Consider the following 19,696-nt stretch of genomic DNA (forward strand, 5'->3'; position numbering starts at 1 on the left):
TGAAAGACTGAAGGACGCGTTCGCTATCAACTTGACGCCTTGCGTTCCAGCCGGCGATTCCCGCACTCGAGAGTGCGCTGGCACCGCCGAGCCACCACAGACGCGTCGAAAAGCCGGAACAGCTGTCGCCGACCGCGTACCTTTTTGCCTCGGTCGGGAAAGAGTAGACGTATGGTCGACGTCCTCGATAACAAGCGGACCGCGACGCGATTTCGGATTCTCGTCCAGATCGCCGAGCGCCAGCCCGCCGTCAGTCAGGGAGAGATCGCCGAGGAAGTCGGCGTAACGAGTCAGGCCGTCAGCGAGTACATCCGCGAACTCGTCGATGACGGCCTCGTCGAGAAAGAAGGCCGCTCGCGGTATCGCGTCACGAACGAAGGCGTCGACTGGCTCTTCCGGACCGCCGACGACGTCCGCCGGTTTGCCGACCACATCACCGGAGACATTCTGGGTGCGATGAGCGAGGCCGCCTACATCGCAACCGACGACATCGAAGAAGGCGACACCGTCACGCTCTCGGTGAAAAACGGCTTACTCCACGCAAGTCCCGGTAGTGAGGGGCCAGCGACTGGTGTTGCAACGACCGACGCCGAGGCTGGGACCGACGTCGGCGTCACGAGCTTCGAGGGCGTCATGGATCTCGAGCCCGGCTCCGTTACCGTCCTTCAGATACCTGCCGTTCGGACTGGTGGCAGTCGAGCAGCCGACTCAGAGCTCGTCGCCGAACAGTGTGCCGATGCCGATCTGGTCGTCGCGGCGGGTGTCGAAGCCGTCGTCGCCTGTCGACAGGATGGGGCTGAGCCAACCGTAACACTCGCCGCCGGTGAGGTTGCTGCCGAGGGTGCCAAACGAGGGCTGGATGTGACCGCAGTTGCGACGACCAACGAGGTCGGCCGCGTCACCGATACGCTCCGCGATGCCGACGTTTCGTACGAAGTCCTCGAAGGATAGCGTGAAAGGTCGAAACACGGAGACTCGAGTTGTCGTCGGACTGGTTTGCAACGCCCGTTACCGACGATCGTAGACGTGGACCGCTCGATCGTGTCGGACCGACAGCCCGTTCGGATTTCGTTGACTCGAGCGATCGGTGTAGCGAGCGGAGAGCCCATCTCGCAGTCCACGTGCGGCGTTCGAGACGACATCGGTCCCGTCCGACACCCAGCCCGTCGGCGTCTCCTCCCCGGTGAGAACACCGCGAACTCCCGCCGACCCGTCACGAAGGGCGCTGCCGATCGTCCGCCCGAGGACGGTCGGTCGAGGGCCGTAGTTTTTCGCGAGTCGATAGGACAGTGATCGATACGCTGTCCCCCAGTTGCGATCCGTCTGGCCACCATCAGTGCCGACTTCGCGTCGAGCAGCCATCTCTGCGTCCCAGTCAGTATCGAAGCCGAGCCCGGCCACACGGTGGGCACAGTCCCGTTCGCCGCCGTCTTCGAGATACTCGTCGAACCCATCTAAGGCCTCGAGGACGGTCCGGTCGAACGCGACGTTGTCGCCGTCGAAATGAACCACGCGACGGCCGGCGACGGTCCGCGGCGTCCGAGGATCGTGGTCCCGCTGTTTACCAGTCACGGGGCCAGTGACGACGTCGGTGCCGGTTGCGATCGAGCGTTCGATGGCGTCGTACCAGCTGTGTTCGATCGCACACTCGCCACCGAGGAAGGCGATCACATCGCCCTCGGCAGCCCGGAGACCAGCGTTTCGCGAGACGCTCGGGTTCCGTTCGGAGATTTCAACGAGCACATCGACGTCGGTGCGTTCACGGACGACGCCGGTCGTGCCGTCCGAAGACGGGCCGTTGACGACGATGAGTTCTGTCGACGGTGGCGTTCGCTCCGCGAGCGCGTCGAGAGACGAGAGTAACTGCTCTCGGTCGTTGAGCGTCGAGACGACTACCGAGAGCTCCATACTCTCTGGTAGAATCCATCGATAGTAAAATTACGGGGATTCGTCACCGAGAGACGAACGTCTCGGAGTCGACACCAGTAGCCGGGGTGCCGCGATGACAGCGACACGCGCACCCCCGTTCAGGAGATGGCAGCGGGCTGTCTGCTGTCAGCGGACTCGCGTGTTCCAGTAGGACACTGACGCGAGATGGTCGCTGACTGGAAGCTTGCCGATCGTCTTATCGAGCGTTCGGATCGGCGAGGCGAGTTTGTTCGGGATCGCGCGGTAAAGTCCGTACGGCGCGATGAAATCGTCCTCGACGTCGATCAACGTCAGGTTCGTCTTGGCAAGCAAGACGCTCACTTCGCTCTTCGAGTAGAGTCTCGACCCCATCGGCAGTGCCCAGTTGTAGATACTGCGGGCGCTGAACCGATTGAACGTGTCGAAGACGATCTGGTCTCGAGAGACCCGGCGCATCTCCTCGAGGAACGCTTCGGGATCGTCCGCAAGGTGGAAAAACCGCATCGCGATGACGGTATCGAAGTGATCGTCCGGGAACGGCAGTCGTCCCGCATCACCACGAAGGAACTCAAGCGTTCCCTCGAGTGTTTTGTTCTGCGCTTTTGTACGTCCCTGTTGTAACATCGCCGCCGAAATATCGAGTCCTACGACGTCGGCGCCGTGCTCGGCGAGCATCACCGTAAATCGCCCGGTACCACAGGCGATCTCGAGGATGTTCTGCCCCTCGATAGGCATGATAGCCTCGAGGACAGCCTTTTTCTCCCGGCGGTCGATCAGCTGGCCACCGCGGGAGAACCGCTTATCGTCGTATTCCTCGGCGACGTCGTCGGCTTGGTACCACTCCTGTCCTTTCACACTGGGCGAAACTACAGGAGCGGGAGGATAAAACGATACTGGAGTCTATCGGCGAGCCGGAGACAGATCGTCCCACCAACGGACGATCTCCCAACAGACTAACATATCTATCGCTGAGGGAGGAGTCGGTTCGGTCCGACAAACCGGTCTCGCGACGAGATTGTTGACAGTCGACCGGTCTGGGATGGTCGTTTCGAACGTGCCATATATAACTCGAACCCAAAGAGGGAGCCGCAATTCGACAATCGGTATTAATACTCTATGGGTAGACCTTATACAAACTGGACTGTTCGTATCCACATATAGGGAAGCTTTACCATTGGCGATTCCGGTGACGTAGGTATGAGTACGACGACAGCTGAGGACCGCGGTGTTGCTGGTGAGGAACCGCTTTCAGAGGACGAATACCGTGACCGCTTGCGTGAGTTACCACCGAGTGCGAAACTCGTTGCGAAGGTCCTGGAAACCGATTCGCCGCTCTCTCAGGGTCAACTCGCCGAGGAATCGCTGCTGCCGGATCGAACTGTTCGCTACGCTCTCAACCGTCTCGAGGACGTCGGCCTGATCGGCTCCCGATACAGCTTCCGCGACGCGCGCAAACAGGTCTACTACCTCAACTACTGAGTCTGTCGACCCCCGGCTTACGCCGACGGGGTTGGGAGAAACGTGACACCGTCGGACCTGCCAGGACAGCCGTTCTCGTCAGTGATTTGTGCCCACCTGTCGACTGTCGAGCTATGAATGTCACCCGGTGTTCGGTCCCGGTCACGACGCGTGCGCCAACTGGGACAACCAACGCCTATCTGCTTGGCTCGGAGCCGGCAATGCTGGTCGATCCGGCGGCACGAACCGACGACCTCGACCGACTGGTTCGAGCCCACACCGTCGAGCATATTCTCGTCACCCACACCCATCCAGACCACGTGGGTGCTGTCGCCGCCTACGCCGAGGAAACGAACGCGACTGTCTGGGCTCGAACCGGCCGCACTGACCGCTTCCGGGACGTGGTCGGCTGTGATCCAGACCGAACGTTCATGCCGCGGGCGACGATTCCACTCGGTGACGACCACGTCCGACTGCTCGAGACGCCTGGCCACGCCCCCGATCACATGTCGCTGGAGGTTGGGCGTGGCGGTCCGATTCTGTGTGGCGACTGTGCCGTCCGCGAGGGGAGCGTCGTCGTCGGCGCGCCCGAGGGCGACATGCGGGCGTATGTGACGAGCCTGCGTCGTCTCCGGGCGATCGACCCACCGACGCTGTGGCCCGGTCACGGCCCCGCGATCGAGGCGCCCAGAGACACCACAGAGCGACTGCTCGCCCACCGACGACGGCGGGAACAGCGCATCCTCGAGGCGGTCGAAACCGGTTCGACAACGCTCGACGAGATCCTCGAAACCGCCTACGAGAAAGACCTCACTGGCGTTCGTGACCTCGCGCGAGCGACCGTCGTTGCCCATCTCGAGAAACTCGCCGTCGAGAGACGACTCGCATGGGACGGGAGCCGTGCGACCGCGAGCGACTGACTTTTGCCCGTTGGCGGGTATCTTCAGGTGTGCAATCCCTCGAAGCCGAACTCGACACGGCGCGCCAGCTGTCGATCGACGAACTCGCCGACGCGATCGAATCGATTGGCTTCGAGTGTACCCGCTGTGGGGCGTGCTGTACGGGCGAGGCCGAGGACGACCATACGGCAACCGTCTTTCCCGACGAGATACGAGACCTCGAGGCGAGTGACACACACGACAGCGCAGCCGACTGGCGTGACATCGCTCGCCCGATGCCCTACGGCCTCGCCGAGACCGACGACGGCGACCTCGAAGGCGAAACGTTTGAGTGGGCGCTCCAGACTGACAGCTGTGGTGACTGTGTGTTTTATGAAGAGACCGACGGCGTCGGCGGCTGTACGGCCCACGACGATCGCCCACTGATCTGTCAAACGTATCCGTTCAGCGTGGCGCTTGCAGGGACCAGTCAGCCGATGGGCGAGGCCGTCGACAGCGTTGCGCTCCCGGCACAACGGGAAGCCGACGACGAGGAAGGGGTCCTCCGCGCCCACGAGTGTGAGGGGCTCGGACGGGAGATCTCCCGCGAGGACGCCGAGGAACTCGCCGGGGCGCTCAAAGAACGGGCCGTTCGTGAACTCGAGGAAGCGATCGCCGTCCGAGATACCTACGCGCCCGCCACGCCGGCTCCCGGCGAGGTTGTCGTCCACGACTCCGAGGGCCCAAAGCGAGTCGATGGGACGCCACTCGAGGAGTAAGCGGGGCGGGCTGAGAGCGGTGGTGACGGCAGGCCGGCGCACCCGCGACCGCCGATTGACTCTGCGGGAGACAGCGACAGGGTGTGACCACCGACAGAGAGTTGCATTACGTCACCGAACTGGTTAGTATGGATACCGACTGGGACGAGATCGATCACGTCACGAAGGTCGATCCGGCGAAACCACTGCCGGCTGCTCTCGACGCACTCGAGGGAACCGATCTGGTGGTCGTCGGTGGCTCTGACGGCGTCACCGCGGCCAACGCACTCGAGACGATTCGAACCATCACGGACGCGCTCCCGACGACACCGGTCTTTCAGGAGCCGTCCAGTCCGACCCACGTCTCCCAGAAAACGGTCGACGCCGTCGATGCAATCGCCGTCCCAGCGGTCTACAACGGCGACCGCGACCATTTCGTGGGCAAACACGTCGACATGTTCACTGAACTCGGGCGCAACGTGGCGTCGGTGGCCGGCGAGGGGACGACCGCGCTCCTCGAAACGCCCATCCTCGGCGAGGGGTACGTGATCCAGCATCTCGAGTCGACGGCCGCAGCCGCGTCAGGCGTCGATGCGGCGTACACACCTGAACAGGTCGCTGGCGCTGCCCTTGCGACGGAGCTGTTGTACGACTTTCCGATCTTCTATCTCGAGTACGCTGGACGCTACGGCGGCCCAGAAGACGTCGAAGCCGCCGCTCGCGTGCTCGAGGAGACGACGCTGCTGTACGGCGGTGGGATCGACAGCCGCGAGAAAGCGACCGAGATTCTCGCGGCTGGTGCGGATGCGATCGTCGTCGGTGACTGTTTTCACGACGATCTCGAGCGGTTTCGAACGACGATTCCGACGGAGTAGCGAGTCGTTGTGGACGGTTAGAGGTAGCCGAACAGCGTTCCCACGAGGACGAGCACCCACATCGCGACGCCAGCGAGTAGCATATCGTTGACCGGTGACGTCCGTGTTGCGCGTTTGGCCGCCCCGCCGGCGATCAATCCGAGCGCGATCACAACCAGTATCCGCTGGAGCACGACGTCGATCGGGAGCGAATTCAGGTTGACAAAGCCGTAGTCGAGCCAGATCGCCACGGCAAGCGAACCCGACGCGGCGACCGCAGCATCGAGTCGACTGGTGAGCCCGCGAGCGATCAGGTACGTCGAAATCGGTACCCCGAGGGCGATAAACGGGTACAGCAGTGCTGCGATCATGTGGACCGACAGGAATCCGACGTGACGGTCGAGGGCGACACCCATAACCCGAACCCCAAGAATAATCGTAATGATCGTTCCGAGGAGCACGAGGTGGCCGGCTTCGATCCGGTCAGTAGCGGCTTCGATGCGTGTTCGATCGGTCTCGGTGAGCTGTGCATCGAGTTTCGATTTCGCTGGCTCGAGCAACCCGTCACGACGGGTGGCAAGGCCAACCGTGAGCAGGACGGTCGCACTCATGAGGTTGACTTTCGTTGCCCAGCCGTCGGCATCGGAGGGGCCGCTGTTTCCGAGATTGATCCGGGCCACGTCTTCGCGTTCGTCGACTGCAGGAATCGACATCAAGTCCTTCTCGAGGCGATACTGGGCCTTTTCGACGCCGTCAACGCGGTGTCGAAGGGTGAACCAATCGAAATGCTCCGAGTGGGTCTGCATCACGACCCACTGATCGTCCTGGTTCGGACCCTCGTACATCCGGATGTGATACCGGTAGCCGTAGTACTCACCGTCCTCCAGTTGAAGGGTTTCGGTCGTCCAGTAGGCGTCGTCACCGGTTCCTGGGTCGAAGTAGGCAAGCCGGGTCGCACCGTCGGCTTTCGACCACGGCACTTCGGTGGGTGAAATGAGCTGTTCCGAATCACCGTTTTCGGAGGCGAGATCTCCACCGACGGTTTCGTTGTCTTCGTGACTTCCGTTGGCCACCGAATCGACGAGTTCTGCAGCATCGAAATGGTCGTGATCTGTCTCCTCCCAGTCTTCGTCACCGTGGTCTTTCAGTTGCTGGACGATCGTCTCGGTATCGCCCCGAACGACGACGTTCAGCGGACTCCGCTTCTCGTGGGCCTCACGAGCATTGAGATACGGCCAGAATCCACTCTCGCTGCCATCCGGAGTGACGATCTCCGGATCCGACGCGTCGTCTTCTTCCGGTGCAATGTCGGCCGTTGATGGCGAAAACAGGAGCGATGGGCCACCGATGAAGAGCAACGCGATAGTGACGAGTACCGCTGCGACAACGATTGAGCGACGCATTCGTCAAACGCACTCTTTCGATAGTATATAGTTCTGCTGTCGGGACAGTGTCCCTGTGAGAACGGTCTGACGTATTCAGAGCGTCGCGTACGGCCCGCACAGCGAGTGCTGTGTGACAGACTGGTGTGAGGCGTGGGGTTGGTGGCTGTAACACCAGCCAACTGCCTCAAAACGGTCGTTCCTCAGAACGTCTCTTCGATGATTTCGCCGACAGCGAAGTTCGATTTGACTTCGGTGACTTTGACCTTGACGCGCTCGCCGACGTCAGCACCCGGAACGATGATGACGTAGCCACGTTCGACGCGGGCGATACCGTCGCCTTGCTTGCCGATGTCTTCGATCTCGACGTAGCGTGTTTCGCCGACGTCGACCGGTGGCTGTGGCTCTGACGGCGCGCTCTGTGGCTGTGCCGTCGGCGTTTCGGTATCAGTTGCCTCGTCACGGGAGATGAGTGCGACGCGGTAGACGTCCTCCGGGTCGATATCCCCAGTTTCGACTTCTTGACGTGGTACTTCGATGACGTATCGGTCCTCCTCTGCCGAGACCTCCGTACTGAACAGACACAGGAGTTTTTCAGATATTTCCACAGGTAGACCCTCAGTCTCACCTCTGACGGGCCTCCATAATAGAACTACCGACTGGAAACCGTTATTTTCACAGCACCTTCCTTAGTATTTACTCGAGCAGGCCAGTTCTGCCGCAGTTGGGTCAGTCTGCGTGCTCGAGCGATCGCGTCGTCATGAACTGGGCAAGGTCGAACTCGGTCTCGAGGTCGGCATCACCGACGGAGTCGTAGGGACGGTTGATGACGAGATCGCCTGCGGTCCGGTCGCCGATACCGGGGATCGCGGTGAGTTCATCCATCGAGGCGTCGTTGAGATCGAGCGGATACGGAACGCCGGTGACGGATCGATAGCCGTGGTCGACGACGGCGACGTCGATCGTCTGCCCGAGGTCGCGTTCGCCCGGCACCCCGACCAACAGCGGATAGGTGCCGAGTTGGCGGCCGAACGTCGTCCCGTCCTGATGGTACTCGAGGTGGACGTCCGGAAGCACGGTTCCCGGCGGCGCGACACGTTTAAGCATCGGCTTGTCGATCTCCTCGCGGACCTGCTGTTTGTAGCGTTTGAACAGCTTCTTGTGCTCGTTGGCGATCTCGGCACCTGTATCGGACATGTCGGTGCCGTCGAACGCCATCACCTGTCGGATATTGATACGGCGGAGCATGTACCCCTCGTCGTAGACTCGTTGAAGGAACTCGAGGTTGCGCTCGTAGGTCTCCTCGCGTTCGCCCTTGAGGCCGTGGAGGAGGTTGATGCCGGGAAGCAACTTGGGGAGTCGCCGTGGCGCGTCATCGCCGACGGTGGGCGCCTCGGCCGGATCCTCTCCGGGTCGCCAGCCCCCCTCCTCGTTGACGATTTTGACCGCCTCGAAACACTCCTCGGCGCTAACGTTCAGGTTGTTCTCTTCCTGGACGATGGGGTCAGCCGACTCGAGGCCGAATGCAGCCGTATCGCCGGGCGTGTTGTACTCGGCGATAATTCGAATCCCCTCCCGGCTCTTTTCCGGCCAGTTGACAACCGTGATCGGGTTCATATTGTCCAGATGCAACGTCTCGAGGTCGGGTGCGACCTCGCGGATGCCACTGTAGAGTTGGCGGAGTGCGTCGGGGTTTGGTGCCTCGCCGTCGCCGCCGTAGGCGAGGATGTCAGCCTGCCGGCCGATTCGGAAGTGTTTCACGTCGTGATTGGAGAGCGCATCGACTTCGCCGACGACCGACGGCGGCGGCCGGAACGAGGGGTTGCCATAGAGGGGTTCCGTGCAGAACGAACAGCGATACGCACAGCCACGGGAGGTCTCGAGTTCGGCGATCAGATGATCGGGGTGGTTGGGGTGTTGGTCGACAATGAAGGCGCCGCCCTGTGCCCACCGTGTGACTTCCTCGACGTCACGCATCCGATTCGAGAAGCCCTCGAGGCCGTTCTCGACGAGGTCGTAGACGGCAGCCTCGACGTCGCCTTTGGCGACGAAATCGAAGTCCAGGTCCTGGCGTTCGGTCTCGGTCGCGCCAGCGTTTTCGTCGCCGACACCGAACTTGACGGGGCCACCCATCAGGCTCGTGCCGGTGGCGGTCCAGGCGAGCTTTCGCACTTCGTCGGGTTCGGCTGGCGTGCCGCCGACGTACTTGCCGGGAACGGTCATTCCGCCGAGATAGATCAGCAGGTCGGCCTCGTCGACGTCGCGCCACTGATCGGGCTGGTCTCGAAGCCGGTCGATTGTGTGGTATGTGATTTGTTCGCGTGGGACGCCCGCATCGACGAGCGCGCCGGCCGTATACCGCGGGTACGTCGAGATGTACGGCGGCACCCCGAAGTGGGCGGGCTCGTCGACGTAGCCGTCGACGATCGTCACCGACAGCGTCTCGGGGGCAGTCATAGCTCCCGGTAGCGCCTCGAGTGATAAAACGGTGACTACACGCTCGAGCGCACGCCATCGTGCTCGAGTCGCCGAAACCCCGACGTTGATGCGTGTCGTTCTCCTACACGGGGTATGCCACTGACCGAAGAGTTCGTCTGCACTGCCGAGGACTGTGTTCTCGATCTGTTCGAGAACCACTACACGTACGACGTCCCCGACGATCTCGACGTGACAGATCTCGCGTGTCCCGTCTGTGGCGGCACCGACTGTCTCGAGAAAGTGTCGCTGTGACAGGCGGAGCCAGGGAACGCGAAACCGCCAGCGGAGAGCGGAGAGGCCACAGGTAATAACTAATGAACAAAGAACGTGTCAGACGTTTCTTTTGTTCTATCAAAAGAGATATGAATGCGGATCGTGTAACATTTTGACAAGCCATGGCCTCGACGCACCTCCAGGTCCCCTCTGCGGCCCCGCAAGCAGCCAGTACGGGTGACTCCCAGTGAGCTTCAGAGATCTCCACAAGTCGGTTGGCGACGCCCTCTATCGGAACATTGGTCGTGCCCACAGTCAGGTTCAGAAACACCGATCGTTGCCTGTTGATATTCTGGAAAACGACACGGCGTATCTGGTCATCTTCGACGCTCCGGGTGTCGAACCCGACGACGTTCAGGTCAGATATCTCGAGGGCACTGTCAAGATCCGAATCAACAGATTTCGCCAGTTCCGCGACAGCTACGAGATGCGATTCCCCGGCCGTGGGATGGAACTCGACGGCGAAGCCGAACTCCCCGACGACGCGGTCGTCGATCCGGACGCAGGGAGGGCAACGCTGACCGAAACAGGGACGCTGCGGATCGACATTCCAAAAGATTCCGCAGTCGAGAACGGCGAAGCTGAATCGGAGATCGAGGCTGACTCCGAAACCGACGAGTTGACTGTCGACGAGTGAACTCGACTGCTGGCGACGACACACTCAGCGCTCTGTGTCAACTGCCATCCCGTCGATGATCTCGAACGACTCGTCACCATCGAATCGGGTCGGATCGAACGCATCGATCCCTTCACCGCCGCACACTTCTGTTGCGAGACGCGCACCGATCGCCGGCGAACGCATGAAGCCGTGTCCCTGAAACCCAGTTGCGACGTACAGCCCCGGCTGTAGCTCGCCGACCAGCGGCTCTCGATCCGGTGTCGCCGTACAGAGTCCAGCCCATGCCCGCTCGAGGTCGAGGTCGACGTCGGGAAGCCGATGGCGAACGCGTTCGAGCAGCCCTGTCGCGAACTCCGGGTTGGCCTCACGGTCGTACGCATCAGGGTCGGCCTCGACGTATTCGGTCCCGTCGCCGGCGAGCAGTCCCTCAGGATGTGGGCGCAGGTAGAACTCACCGCTCGCATCGTAACACATCGGCTCGTCAATATCGCCCCTCGCGACGAGCGCCTGTACGCGGTATGGCTTCATCGCGATCGAGATGCCGGCGTCGGCTAGCAGCTGTTTCGTGTGTGCACCGGCCGCCACGACCACTGCGTCGACCGCGTGTTCGGTGCCGTCCTCGAGCACGACACACGAGGGATCGGTTCGGATCTCGACGGGTGTGTTCGGCTCGAGTGTTGCACCGGCTCCGTTCGCGGCGGCAGCGAGACAGGCCGTATACGCAGCGGGATCGGTGTAGCCAGCCGCGCCGGCGATCCCGGCGACAGCGACGTCGTCCGTGTACAGCGCTGGGAACCGGTCTGCGAGCGCGTCGGCATCGACCTCGAGTGCGATGGTGCCGTTGTCCTGCATACGCTCGATCTGGTCGCGAATCGCGTTGGCTCGATCTGGCTCCCCCTCTCGGGCGAGCCAGACGTAGGGACATTCGACGAACGGAAAGGTGTCGTCGCCCGAGAGATCCCGAAAGCGTTCGATGGCCTCACGACCGATTTCGGCGTCGAGCGGGCCTGCAAAGGCGTTGTAACAGACGCCCGCGGCTCGACCGCTCGCACCACTTGCAATCGACTCGCGGTCGTACAGCGTTACATCGGCCCCCGAGCGAGAGAGGTCGTAAGCCGTCGTCGCGCCGATCGCACCCGCGCCGACCACGGCGACCTCGAGGCCGGCGCCGTCCTGGGTGAACGCATCCGCGCCGACGGCGAGTGCTGGCTCGTCGGAATCAGTCATCGACGATCACCGGTGGGCACGGTTCGGGCCTGCGATTGGCACTGCTCTCTCACACCGACTGTGGAAGCGACAATCCTCGTCATGAGCGCTACTGGGTTCGGGGGCCACTTACCTCTGGGTGGTTATTGTCGCCGTTCGAAACGCAGTCACAAACAGCGGTGGTGGTTACTCGAGAAACGGCTCGAGTCCCTGTGCCGGGTAGCCGACAATCGTGGTCGCACCAGCCTCGTGCAACATGTCGGTCTGTTCGCATATCTCGTCTGCATCACCGATGAGGGCGTAGTCGCGAGCGGCTTTGAGCAGGACCTCTCGAGCACGGCCGGTTGCACTCGCATCGGTCGCGGCGTCCTCGGGGAGCGCTCGAGCGACCGGTCGTCGTCGCGAAACGTAGTCACCGACAGCATCGAGGACGGTGTCTTCGTCGTCAGTCAAAACCGTCGGGGCGTAGAGGGCAATCTCGCCCTCGAAGCCGACTGCTCGCAGCGCCTGCAGTTCAGCAGCGGTTCGTCGAGCGAGCAGTTCGTACTGTGTCGCCCCTGTCGCCATCGCGAGTCGCTCGACGCTTTCGGTGCCGACCCAGGCGTCTGGGTCGGTCTCGAGGGCTGCATCGAGTCGGGGAGCAATGGAGCGCTCGCGCTCTTCATCGGTGAGATAGGCACCGTGGCCCGCGACGAGGACGCGGCCGACCGCGTCGGGCAACTCGTCGACCAGCGAGTCGTCACCCAGCGGGTCAAAGCCATCAACCCGGACGGGCGTCGTCAGCAAGACTGCTGTGTCGTCTGCGAGGGCCGTGAGCGTCTCGTGACTGGGGAGATGATCACGTCCTTCGTAATCGATCGCGATCGTTTCGACCGGAATCGACGCGGCAGCCGAGAGATCACATTCGGCGGGTTTGAGGGCGATTGCATCCAATCCAGCACGGGCGACGGTACTCGTTGTTAACATCGAAACTCACCTCGCGCGACGACCCGCCCGACGATGCCAGTTCTGGCGTCTATCATGGTGTGGGTCGTCTGCGCGACTCTAGCCGTGTTGTGACTGCTGTGTGGAAAAACCTGGCGTTCTCTCGAAGCGGGTTCGGTCGCGTAAGTTCACAATCTACTCGTAGGAGGCCCGCATGAATCTGGGTGTGAGCGTGGCTTCATGAGCTCGGTGAAAGGTGATTTCGGACGCGGACTCATCCTTATCCTCCCGATTCTGGTGACGGTGTTTCTCCTGTATACGCTCTATTCGTTTCTGGCGAGTGTGACGCCGGGGATTATTCTCAATGCCGACACGCTCGAGATCGTTGCTCCCGGCACCAGTGAGTTCGCTCGCGAACGGGTGGCTGGCTTCCTGCGGGTACTCACGTTCGTCGGATTTCTCGCCCTCACGATGTACGCCATCGGCCAGGTAACCGAGACGACGACCGGCGAACTTCTCGAAGGCCTTGTCGATTACGCAGCGAATCGTGTCCCCGGCATTCGAGTGATCTACAATGCGTCAAAAACCGCTACTGAGACCACATTCGGGTCCGAAGGCACCCTCCAGACGCCGGTCAAACTCGAGACGTGGGATGGGTTTCGGATGACCGCGTTCAAAACCGGGCGAACGACCCGGGATGGGCGTGTAACGCTGTTTTTGCCGACATCGCCAAACATCACCACAGGGTTCATCCTCGAGGTGTCGCCAGAGGAGATCACTGAACTGGACGAAACCGTCGAAGAAGCGCTTACACGCGTCGTCAGCGCCGGCTTCGGTGATGCAGACCGCGCGGAGACGGATCTCGAAGATGGGGTCACTGTCGTCGGAGAACTCCAGACGGATCGCAAGCGCCAGCAGTAGGGGCGTCACCATCGCAAGCGGTGGTGGGAAACGACACTCGAGGTATCGCTCAACGGACTGGTTTGCAGGGAGAGTCGGGACACATTGCGTGTCCACGACAGCCACCACTGTTCGCGTTCAGAACAGCGTATCGGACCTATCCCCACAGTCGCGACTAATACGAGCGATCGACTTGCTCCGGCGGCTCGAACGATGTCGTCAACTCGAGCAACTGGACGAGGATACGGCCGGTTGCGCCCCAGACGGTGTAGCCGTCGACGTGGAAGTAGTGGATGATGATGTCGCCGTAGTAGGGGTGGTCACGGCGCTCGTACTCGTAGTTGTCGGGGTCGAGCAACCCTGATAGCGGGAGGACGACGATCTCTGCGACCTCGGAGTCGTCGCGCTCGTACTCCCGGTCGGGAACGCGGGCGACGAAGGGCGTGACGGCATACTCCGTGATCGTCCGAATATCGTCGAGTTGCCCGATGACCTCGGTTTCGTGGGGCTCGAGGCCGATCTCTTCGTGTGCCTCCCGGAGTGCGGTGTCGAGAATCGTCTCGTCGATCGACTCGGTGCCACCGCCGGGGAAACTCATCTGCCCGGGGTGTTCGCCGAGATGGTCTGCCCGCCGGGTAAACAGCAGGTGGTCCTCGCCGTCGCGCTCGATAATCGGTGCAAGAACGGCTGCGTCGTACTCTTGATCGTCAATCTCGAGTGGGACGTGTGCCGCGACCGGCTCGAGGGTCATCGTCGTCTGTGGCATGTTGTCACACGCGTCTCTCATACGGTCGGGATTGAGTCGTCGGTCGGGTGCTCGGTCCACGAGGTCACGCTATCGCCGCCTCCAGTCTGTTCCGTTCGGCCGTGAGGTCGATCGGTGCCCACGCCTCGAGGTCGTAGCTGACATCGAGTAAGTGATCGATCCGGTCGTCATCGCCAGCATCGATCGCTGCCTCGAGTTGCTCGACAAACTGTTTGTGGGCCGTCTCACCGAGTGCATCGCGGTCGGGATCGCGCGGGTCGACATCAAGGATGTGGGGGACGTCCTCTGCATGGGTTGGGACCGATGGAAACGCCGTCGGACCGGCGACCAACAGCGGCTGGGCGTCCTGGTGTGGTCGCTCGTATCGGACGAGTGCGAACGACTCGAGTGCGTCATCGATTGCCGTCTCGAGGGCTGACTCATCGACGGACTGGCCATCGGCCCGGAACGCGGCTTCCGAGAGCGCTCGCTCGAGTTCGGGCCGTGTCAAGCCGCCGAAGAGGTCGACCACGCCTGCCAGTTCGTCGGCGGTCGCATCCATATCCGCCACAACGGGGGGTGGTCAGATTAGTCTTGTGCGCTAGAGTCGAGTTGGTCCGACTCGAGTCGTTCGTCGTGTCGGTCTGAGACAGGTTCGGTCGCCTCGAGGACGTCAGCTGGTTCGAACGGTGCGTCGATCCAGCGTGGCAGCCGGCGGTCAGGGCCTGGTGGGGCGATCGAGTCGACGTAGCGATCGAGCTGGTCGCGTTCACCCGATGGATCGTACGTGAGGCCGTTGATCGCTGCGTCGGCGCGGTACTGGTCGATCATGCGGTCGCCGGCCGTACGGTAGCGTTCCTGAAGGGTCGTGTAATCGAGGTCGACACCCCGCTCTTCGATGACACGCAGCAGTTCTCCGGCGACCGTCCGGCTCATTCCCTCGAGGCCGGTCTCGCCGGCGACCGCACGGTGGTCGTGTTCGTGGCGGCCGAGGTCGACCTGTGCGGAGCCGTCGAAGCCGGCGTGATCGAAGGCGTCACCGAGTGTCCCGACCTCGAGTCCCCAGGCACGTGGCGCCCGAAGCTGGCGGGTGAGATCCGCGGTGGCAGCGAACTCGCCGGCGAGTGCATACCGGAACGCGCCGAGGTAGTCGATGATCGGTGCGTCGTAGTCGGCCACGAGCGCACGGATGAGTGGAGCATAGAGCAAGCGGAAGAGCCGCCCGTAGAGCTGCTCGTCTTCGATGCGCGCGTAGTAGCCCTTTGAGAAGTCGAATCCCATCGAAAGCGGCGCGAGAAGTCGAGTGACGTGTGCTGCCTCGTAACTCCGGGCGTCGGCGTCGTGGACGACGACATACTCACCGGCCGCAGCGGCGGGCCCGAGAGCGAGCCAGACGTCTCGCCCTTTCCCGAAGCCGTCAGCCAGGCCGGCGCTGGTGAGAAGTTCCTCGACCGCAGGCGCATTACACCAGAGGACGCGAGTCGGAAGCGCAAACGACTCGAGCCACTCCCGAAACGGGCCGATCTGGTCGGCATCGGCGCGAACCGGAACGAAGACGCCAGCAGGGTCTGGCTCGAGCGTCTCGAGTTCCGAGAGCACGCGCTCGGCGGCCGGACTCCCGTGTTCGCGTCCAGCCATCGGAACGACGATCGTTGTCTCGGCGACTGCGTCTGCGGTGGGGACCGCTGGCGGGCCAGCCGTCCCGCTAAAATCGTGGAGCGTCGCGATTCGCTCCTGTACGTACTCCATCGGTGGATTGTTCGGCCGAATCGATAAAACGGCCACGACTCCGGCGAGATAGACTGTCACCGACCGCCGCTCGAGCTGCCGATTGATTGTCGACTGCTGTTGTCTGAATGATAGTACAGTTCAGATAAAGCACCGGTCTTTTTCTCCCCTACGTTCGTAGTAGACGAACATGAAATCTGTCCGGAAGGCACTCCGCGAAGGCGACCTCGAGAAAGACACGTACGATCGACTCGTCTGTGCCGAGTGTGGCAAGCCGTTAAAGACCGAGAACGATCCGGACCAGATCAAGACCGTCCGTATCTGTCCGGACTGCGATGCGGAGTGGAAAGAGATCCGGTAACGCGTCGTTTTTCAGCGTTGCCGTTCCGGATTCGGTCGATAGCGATCGCCCCGTCTCCAGCGACGGCGTTGTGTGCAGTCGAGCCGTGACGAGTCATGTTCGGTTCCGGCGACCGCCAACGAGGTCCAGCGCCGCTGTCTCCGTTATCCCGGCGTCGGCCACACCCGCCCGAGGGCAGTCCAAACCGGCTCGAGTCCGGGGTAGCCGTCACGACGCCAGAGTACGAACGCGATCGCGGCGAGGACGAACTCCGCGAGGAAAAACGGCTGGCCCAGTGAGTCCTGCAAGAGCGCGAGGATGGTTGGCGGCCCTTGTTCGTACTCCTCGACGGGCACCACCGGCCAGAGGAGATGTGTTGCACTCTCGTTTGGCCCCCAAAGTGCCGGCAGCGCATCGACAAGGGCGTGTGAGAGCGCACCGATCGTAAAGGCGATCCCGTACTCGCCGCGGTCGTAGTGGCTCGAGATAGCGAGGACGGCGACCGAGAGCGGGACGAGGAGGAGCAACGAGTGGGCGAGTGTTCGTCCCGTTGGGATAACGCCGAGATACCACGCCAGTGGCTTGTCCACGAGGTCGGGAAACTGGCTCCCGAAGACGAGGAGCAACGCCGGGATGTGTGCTGGCGGCGCGTCGAAGCGGGCTCGAGTCGCGATCGTATAACAGAGATAGGCGACGGCGACATGTCCGAGTGGCCACATACGCGTCAAACTGAGTGAGGGCGAATCATAACTGGCGTGGTTGTCTCGCAGACCACGGCGTCGGTCGGGTCGGTTGAGACACACGCGACAGAAACGACGGGGGACGCCGTTAGCCGAGGGCGTGCGTTTCGGACGCGTCGTCACGGCGGCGTCGAGCGACCGCCCAGACGACCACCGCGACCAGCCCGGAGGCGAGTGCCGGCCAGCGGTCGCTGCTCAAGTAGAGCCCGCCCGCCGGCGGCCGGTACCCAGTTAACGGCCAGAAGACGGCGTAGGCATCCCCTGTCGGTGTCATGAGCAACACGTCGAGGGCATGGTGGGAGAAGGCTCCGATCGCAAACAGCGCGAGCGCCTGTGCTCGATACTCGGGAGCGAGCAGGAGCGAGGCGAGACAGATCACGAGGACGGTCCCACCGAGAGTGTGCAGCGGCGACCACGAGAACGGCACACCGAGAAGCGCTGTCGCGAGGCCGTCCGGAACGAAGAGTTCGATCTTGACGAAATCAGGCGAGAGCGCGCCGATCATCACGAGCGTGACGTGTGCCGGTCGAATCCACTCGTATCGAAAGGAGAGCAGCGTCCCGATGATGTACCCAACGAGGACATGTGTGAGGATATCGGCCACGTTACTCACCACTGCTCGTCCGGACGTGTTGGTCGTGCTGGGTTTCGTCTCGATCGGGTTTGGGGTGTGTCGAGGTGCAGTCGGCGGTTTCCGATGCCTGCTCGGACGGAGCGACCGGCTGGCTGTTGTCGTCGTTCCGTCGTCGTGGGACGAACGCGAGTGTTGACCGGTCGAATCGCCACCCGCGGAGGAATCGACCAGCGACCCAGAGCCCGCCGATCATCGACACGATGTACATGTACGCCGTCTCGGACGGCTGGCGGGTCGTCGTCCGTTCGACGACGAGCGTCGACTCGTCCTCGAGGGTCCCGAAGGCGGCCACTCGGTCATCGACGTCCAACGGCCCAGCTGCGTTCTGGAGGCCATCGTCCGCGTCCACGAGGGTAAACCGTCCGTGCCCACTCGCTCGCGTCGCGATCACGACGGGGTCAGTGTCGACGACGAAGCCACCGAGGACGACCTGTTCGCCCACGTACGCCTCGGGTTCCGGAGTCACCTCGGTCTCGTCCGGATACTGACTCTCGAGTGGGTCAGCGGCCGTCGCTCCGACCCAGACCAGCGAGCCGACGAGGAGGGCACCGAGGACGAACACGGCGAGAACGCGACCGGACTGTCCGTACGGTTCCGACATGCGTAGTCCTCGAGGGAAACGCCGAGTCCGGGCAAATGTCTTCTGTTCTCCGCGCTGTGTTATCGGTCCCGATCGACGGTTTCGCCGGGCCGTGTGGTCGCGCCAGTACTCAGCTTCAGTCCAGGAGTCAGACTCGAGTTGATTCCCGTCTTGACGTCGTCACCGGCAACGATGCCGAACTTTCGCCGGCCGGTCGAGACGCGGTCGCCTTTCACGGTGAATTTGATGTCCGCATCGTCGTGGCGCAGGTTCGCGACGTTCGTTCCCGCACCGAGGTTGACGTCTCGGCCGAGCACGCTGTCACCGACATAAGAGAGGTGACTGACCGACGCACCCGGAGAGAGCACACTGTTTTTCACTTCCGCGCTGTGGCCAACTTTCGCGTCTTCGTCGACGAGCGTCGCCCCGCGAATGTAGGCGTTCGGGCCGACCGTCGCACCCGACCGAATCAGTGCTGGCCCCTCGATAACGACGCCGGCCTTTACAGTCGCGCCAGCTTCGACGACCACGTCCCCCTCGAGTGTCGCGTCGTCGCTGACGTCGCCGTCGATCCGGCGCTCGAGGTCGCTTACTTTCCACTCGTTGGCCTCGAGCAGTTCCCAGGGGCGGCCGACGTCGAGCCAGCGCTCGAGCGTGACGGGGCTGACATCGAACTCGTCGATGACGGTCGCGAGCACGTCGGTAATCTCGTGTTCACCGCGCTCGCTCGCGGGGACCTCGAGCCACTGGCGGGCCTCGGCGGGGAAGGCATACGCGCCCGCGTTGGCGAGGTTCGTCGGCGGGTCGGCTGGCTTCTCGACGATGCCGGAAACTGAGCCGCCGTCGGTACTGAGCACACCGTAGTTGCGCGGATCGTCGACTTCGATTGCACAGACGGCCGGACACTGCTCGAACAACTGGTCGATCGCCGCTGGATCGTAGAGGTTGTCGCCGTTCAACACGGCAAAGGGACCCTCGATATGGTCTCGAGCCGCGTTGACGGCGTCTGCCGTGCCAGCCTGTTCGGTCTGGACAGCGTACGAAACGGGGACGCCACGGTACTCTTCGCCGAAGTAGTCGCGGACGGTGTCGGCCTCGTAGCCGATGACGAGGACGACTTCGTTCGCACCGGCGTCGATCGCCGCGTCGATCGTGTGGGCGACAAGCGGCCGGTCTGCGACCGGCAGCATCGGTTTCGGAACTGAATCAGAGAGTGGTCGAATACGTGTGCCCTGGCCCGCGGCAAGGACGACTGCTTTCATGTATGGGCCTCTTCCATGAACCATCGGAT

At 62.5% G+C, this 19,696-nt stretch carries 23 protein-coding genes; 9 read left to right on the forward strand and 14 right to left on the reverse strand.

Features of this window, described 5'->3' with window-relative positions:
- Window positions 1-171 precede the first annotated feature (171 nt).
- The gene (locus DV706_RS01285; protein ID WP_006067930.1) at window positions 172-951 is read left to right on the forward strand and encodes a DUF7839 domain-containing protein; all 780 of its coding nucleotides are present in this window, start codon (window positions 172-174) and stop codon (window positions 949-951) included.
- Between the two features lie 57 nt (window positions 952-1,008).
- On the opposite strand, the gene DV706_RS01290 is transcribed toward DV706_RS01285, so the two are convergent.
- Both DV706_RS01290 and DV706_RS01295 read right to left on the reverse strand, forming a co-directional pair.
- Window positions 1,009-1,908 (reverse strand): glycosyltransferase family 2 protein, encoded by a 900-nt coding sequence (locus tag DV706_RS01290; RefSeq protein ID WP_006067931.1) that lies wholly within the window; start codon window positions 1,906-1,908, stop codon window positions 1,009-1,011.
- A gap of 147 nt (window positions 1,909-2,055) precedes the next feature.
- Entirely contained in the window at window positions 2,056-2,763 is a 708-nt protein-coding gene (locus DV706_RS01295; protein WP_006067932.1) for a class I SAM-dependent methyltransferase, read from the reverse strand.
- 342 nt (window positions 2,764-3,105) lie between these two features.
- Between DV706_RS01295 and DV706_RS01300 the strand changes: the two genes are divergently transcribed.
- The 4 genes from DV706_RS01300 (at window position 3,106) to DV706_RS01315 (ending at window position 5,877) form a co-directional block, all read left to right on the forward strand.
- Window positions 3,106-3,387 (forward strand): helix-turn-helix domain-containing protein, encoded by a 282-nt coding sequence (locus DV706_RS01300; RefSeq protein ID WP_006067933.1) that lies wholly within the window; start codon window positions 3,106-3,108, stop codon window positions 3,385-3,387.
- A 113-nt stretch (window positions 3,388-3,500) separates the two neighbouring features.
- A complete protein-coding gene (locus DV706_RS01305; protein ID WP_006067934.1) occupies window positions 3,501-4,286 on the forward strand; it encodes an MBL fold metallo-hydrolase in 786 nt (261 codons plus the stop codon).
- A 29-nt stretch (window positions 4,287-4,315) separates the two neighbouring features.
- Window positions 4,316-5,023, forward strand: coding sequence for a YkgJ family cysteine cluster protein (locus DV706_RS01310; protein ID WP_006067935.1), 708 nt, complete (start codon window positions 4,316-4,318; stop codon window positions 5,021-5,023).
- A 128-nt stretch (window positions 5,024-5,151) separates the two neighbouring features.
- Window positions 5,152-5,877 (forward strand): heptaprenylglyceryl phosphate synthase, encoded by a 726-nt coding sequence (locus DV706_RS01315; protein ID WP_006067936.1) that lies wholly within the window; start codon window positions 5,152-5,154, stop codon window positions 5,875-5,877.
- A 17-nt stretch (window positions 5,878-5,894) separates the two neighbouring features.
- Here the strand turns inward: DV706_RS01315 and DV706_RS01320 are convergent, their stop codons facing one another.
- The 3 genes from DV706_RS01320 to DV706_RS01330 form a co-directional block, all read right to left on the reverse strand.
- Window positions 5,895-7,259 (reverse strand): hypothetical protein, encoded by a 1,365-nt coding sequence (locus DV706_RS01320; RefSeq protein ID WP_006067937.1) that lies wholly within the window; start codon window positions 7,257-7,259, stop codon window positions 5,895-5,897.
- Window positions 7,260-7,441: 182 nt separating this feature from the next.
- Window positions 7,442-7,846, reverse strand: coding sequence for a TRAM domain-containing protein (locus DV706_RS01325; RefSeq protein WP_006067938.1), 405 nt, complete (start codon window positions 7,844-7,846; stop codon window positions 7,442-7,444).
- Between the two features lie 121 nt (window positions 7,847-7,967).
- Window positions 7,968-9,695 (reverse strand): radical SAM protein, encoded by a 1,728-nt coding sequence (locus DV706_RS01330; protein ID WP_006067939.1) that lies wholly within the window; start codon window positions 9,693-9,695, stop codon window positions 7,968-7,970.
- Between the two features lie 114 nt (window positions 9,696-9,809).
- On the opposite strand from DV706_RS01330, the gene DV706_RS21610 reads away from it, so the two are divergent.
- On the forward strand, window positions 9,810-9,968 hold the full coding sequence (locus DV706_RS21610; RefSeq protein ID WP_006067940.1) for a DUF7559 family protein: 159 nt from the start codon (window positions 9,810-9,812) through the stop codon (window positions 9,966-9,968).
- A 208-nt stretch (window positions 9,969-10,176) separates the two neighbouring features.
- A complete protein-coding gene (locus tag DV706_RS01335) occupies window positions 10,177-10,626 on the forward strand; it encodes an Hsp20/alpha crystallin family protein (protein ID WP_006067941.1) in 450 nt (149 codons plus the stop codon).
- 24 nt (window positions 10,627-10,650) lie between these two features.
- Here DV706_RS01335 and DV706_RS01340 read toward each other — a convergent pair whose 3' ends face one another.
- Together DV706_RS01340 and DV706_RS01345 are read right to left on the reverse strand one after the other, a co-directional pair.
- Window positions 10,651-11,835 (reverse strand): NAD(P)/FAD-dependent oxidoreductase, encoded by a 1,185-nt coding sequence (locus DV706_RS01340; RefSeq protein ID WP_006067942.1) that lies wholly within the window; start codon window positions 11,833-11,835, stop codon window positions 10,651-10,653.
- 165 nt (window positions 11,836-12,000) lie between these two features.
- A complete protein-coding gene (locus DV706_RS01345; RefSeq protein ID WP_006067943.1) occupies window positions 12,001-12,780 on the reverse strand; it encodes a DUF7388 family protein in 780 nt (259 codons plus the stop codon).
- A gap of 198 nt (window positions 12,781-12,978) precedes the next feature.
- Here DV706_RS01345 and DV706_RS01350 point away from each other — a divergent pair, with 198 nt between their 5' ends.
- Complete coding sequence (locus DV706_RS01350; RefSeq protein ID WP_006067944.1) at window positions 12,979-13,659, forward strand: DUF502 domain-containing protein; 681 nt, start codon at window positions 12,979-12,981, stop codon at window positions 13,657-13,659.
- A 154-nt stretch (window positions 13,660-13,813) separates the two neighbouring features.
- On the opposite strand, the gene DV706_RS01355 is transcribed toward DV706_RS01350, so the two are convergent.
- The 3 genes from DV706_RS01355 to DV706_RS01365 form a co-directional block, all read right to left on the reverse strand.
- Window positions 13,814-14,404: an NUDIX hydrolase gene (locus DV706_RS01355; RefSeq protein ID WP_049890020.1), complete on the reverse strand. Its 591-nt coding sequence runs from the start codon at window positions 14,402-14,404 to the stop codon at window positions 13,814-13,816.
- A 64-nt stretch (window positions 14,405-14,468) separates the two neighbouring features.
- Entirely contained in the window at window positions 14,469-14,945 is a 477-nt protein-coding gene (locus DV706_RS01360) for a DUF7109 family protein (RefSeq protein ID WP_006067946.1), read from the reverse strand.
- 26 nt (window positions 14,946-14,971) lie between these two features.
- Window positions 14,972-16,132, reverse strand: coding sequence for a glycosyltransferase family protein (locus DV706_RS01365; RefSeq protein WP_006067947.1), 1,161 nt, complete (start codon window positions 16,130-16,132; stop codon window positions 14,972-14,974).
- 169 nt (window positions 16,133-16,301) lie between these two features.
- Here DV706_RS01365 and DV706_RS21375 point away from each other — a divergent pair, with 169 nt between their 5' ends.
- A complete protein-coding gene (locus DV706_RS21375) occupies window positions 16,302-16,472 on the forward strand; it encodes an HVO_0758 family zinc finger protein (protein ID WP_006067948.1) in 171 nt (56 codons plus the stop codon).
- Window positions 16,473-16,615: 143 nt separating this feature from the next.
- Here the strand turns inward: DV706_RS21375 and DV706_RS01370 are convergent, their stop codons facing one another.
- The 4 genes from DV706_RS01370 to glmU form a co-directional block, all read right to left on the reverse strand.
- Complete coding sequence (locus tag DV706_RS01370; RefSeq protein WP_006067949.1) at window positions 16,616-17,170, reverse strand: metal-dependent hydrolase; 555 nt, start codon at window positions 17,168-17,170, stop codon at window positions 16,616-16,618.
- 109 nt (window positions 17,171-17,279) lie between these two features.
- A complete protein-coding gene (locus tag DV706_RS01375; protein ID WP_006067950.1) occupies window positions 17,280-17,795 on the reverse strand; it encodes a metal-dependent hydrolase in 516 nt (171 codons plus the stop codon).
- Window position 17,796: 1 nt separating this feature from the next.
- Window positions 17,797-18,426: a hypothetical protein gene (locus tag DV706_RS01380; protein ID WP_006067951.1), complete on the reverse strand. Its 630-nt coding sequence runs from the start codon at window positions 18,424-18,426 to the stop codon at window positions 17,797-17,799.
- A 59-nt stretch (window positions 18,427-18,485) separates the two neighbouring features.
- The gene (gene glmU, locus DV706_RS01385) at window positions 18,486-19,667 is read right to left on the reverse strand and encodes a bifunctional sugar-1-phosphate nucleotidylyltransferase/acetyltransferase (RefSeq protein ID WP_136350762.1); all 1,182 of its coding nucleotides are present in this window, start codon (window positions 19,665-19,667) and stop codon (window positions 18,486-18,488) included.
- Between the last annotated feature and the right edge of the window lie 29 nt (window positions 19,668-19,696).

The organism is Natronorubrum bangense, assembly GCF_004799645.1.
Lineage (GTDB): Archaea > Halobacteriota > Halobacteria > Halobacteriales > Natrialbaceae > Natronorubrum > Natronorubrum bangense.

Coding starts and splice junctions, on each gene's coding strand:
- DV706_RS01285 (WP_006067930.1), top strand. CDS start 172: ATGGTCGACGTCCTCGATAACAAGCGGACCGCGACGCGATTTCGGATT.
- DV706_RS01345 (WP_006067943.1), bottom strand. CDS start 12,780: ATGTTAACAACGAGTACCGTCGCCCGTGCTGGATTGGATGCAATCGCC.
- DV706_RS01360 (WP_006067946.1), bottom strand. CDS start 14,945: ATGGATGCGACCGCCGACGAACTGGCAGGCGTGGTCGACCTCTTCGGC.
- DV706_RS01365 (WP_006067947.1), bottom strand. CDS start 16,132: ATGGAGTACGTACAGGAGCGAATCGCGACGCTCCACGATTTTAGCGGG.
- DV706_RS01380 (WP_006067951.1), bottom strand. CDS start 18,426: ATGTCGGAACCGTACGGACAGTCCGGTCGCGTTCTCGCCGTGTTCGTC.
- DV706_RS21610 (WP_006067940.1), top strand. CDS start 9,810: ATGCCACTGACCGAAGAGTTCGTCTGCACTGCCGAGGACTGTGTTCTC.
- DV706_RS01330 (WP_006067939.1), bottom strand. CDS start 9,695: ATGACTGCCCCCGAGACGCTGTCGGTGACGATCGTCGACGGCTACGTC.
- DV706_RS01370 (WP_006067949.1), bottom strand. CDS start 17,170: ATGTGGCCACTCGGACATGTCGCCGTCGCCTATCTCTGTTATACGATC.
- DV706_RS01350 (WP_006067944.1), top strand. CDS start 12,979: ATGAGCTCGGTGAAAGGTGATTTCGGACGCGGACTCATCCTTATCCTC.
- DV706_RS01315 (WP_006067936.1), top strand. CDS start 5,152: ATGGATACCGACTGGGACGAGATCGATCACGTCACGAAGGTCGATCCG.
- DV706_RS01340 (WP_006067942.1), bottom strand. CDS start 11,835: ATGACTGATTCCGACGAGCCAGCACTCGCCGTCGGCGCGGATGCGTTC.
- DV706_RS21375 (WP_006067948.1), top strand. CDS start 16,302: ATGAAATCTGTCCGGAAGGCACTCCGCGAAGGCGACCTCGAGAAAGAC.
- DV706_RS01355 (WP_049890020.1), bottom strand. CDS start 14,404: ATGCCACAGACGACGATGACCCTCGAGCCGGTCGCGGCACACGTCCCA.
- DV706_RS01305 (WP_006067934.1), top strand. CDS start 3,501: ATGAATGTCACCCGGTGTTCGGTCCCGGTCACGACGCGTGCGCCAACT.
- DV706_RS01290 (WP_006067931.1), bottom strand. CDS start 1,908: ATGGAGCTCTCGGTAGTCGTCTCGACGCTCAACGACCGAGAGCAGTTA.
- glmU (WP_136350762.1), bottom strand. CDS start 19,667: ATGAAAGCAGTCGTCCTTGCCGCGGGCCAGGGCACACGTATTCGACCA.
- DV706_RS01320 (WP_006067937.1), bottom strand. CDS start 7,259: ATGCGTCGCTCAATCGTTGTCGCAGCGGTACTCGTCACTATCGCGTTG.
- DV706_RS01300 (WP_006067933.1), top strand. CDS start 3,106: ATGAGTACGACGACAGCTGAGGACCGCGGTGTTGCTGGTGAGGAACCG.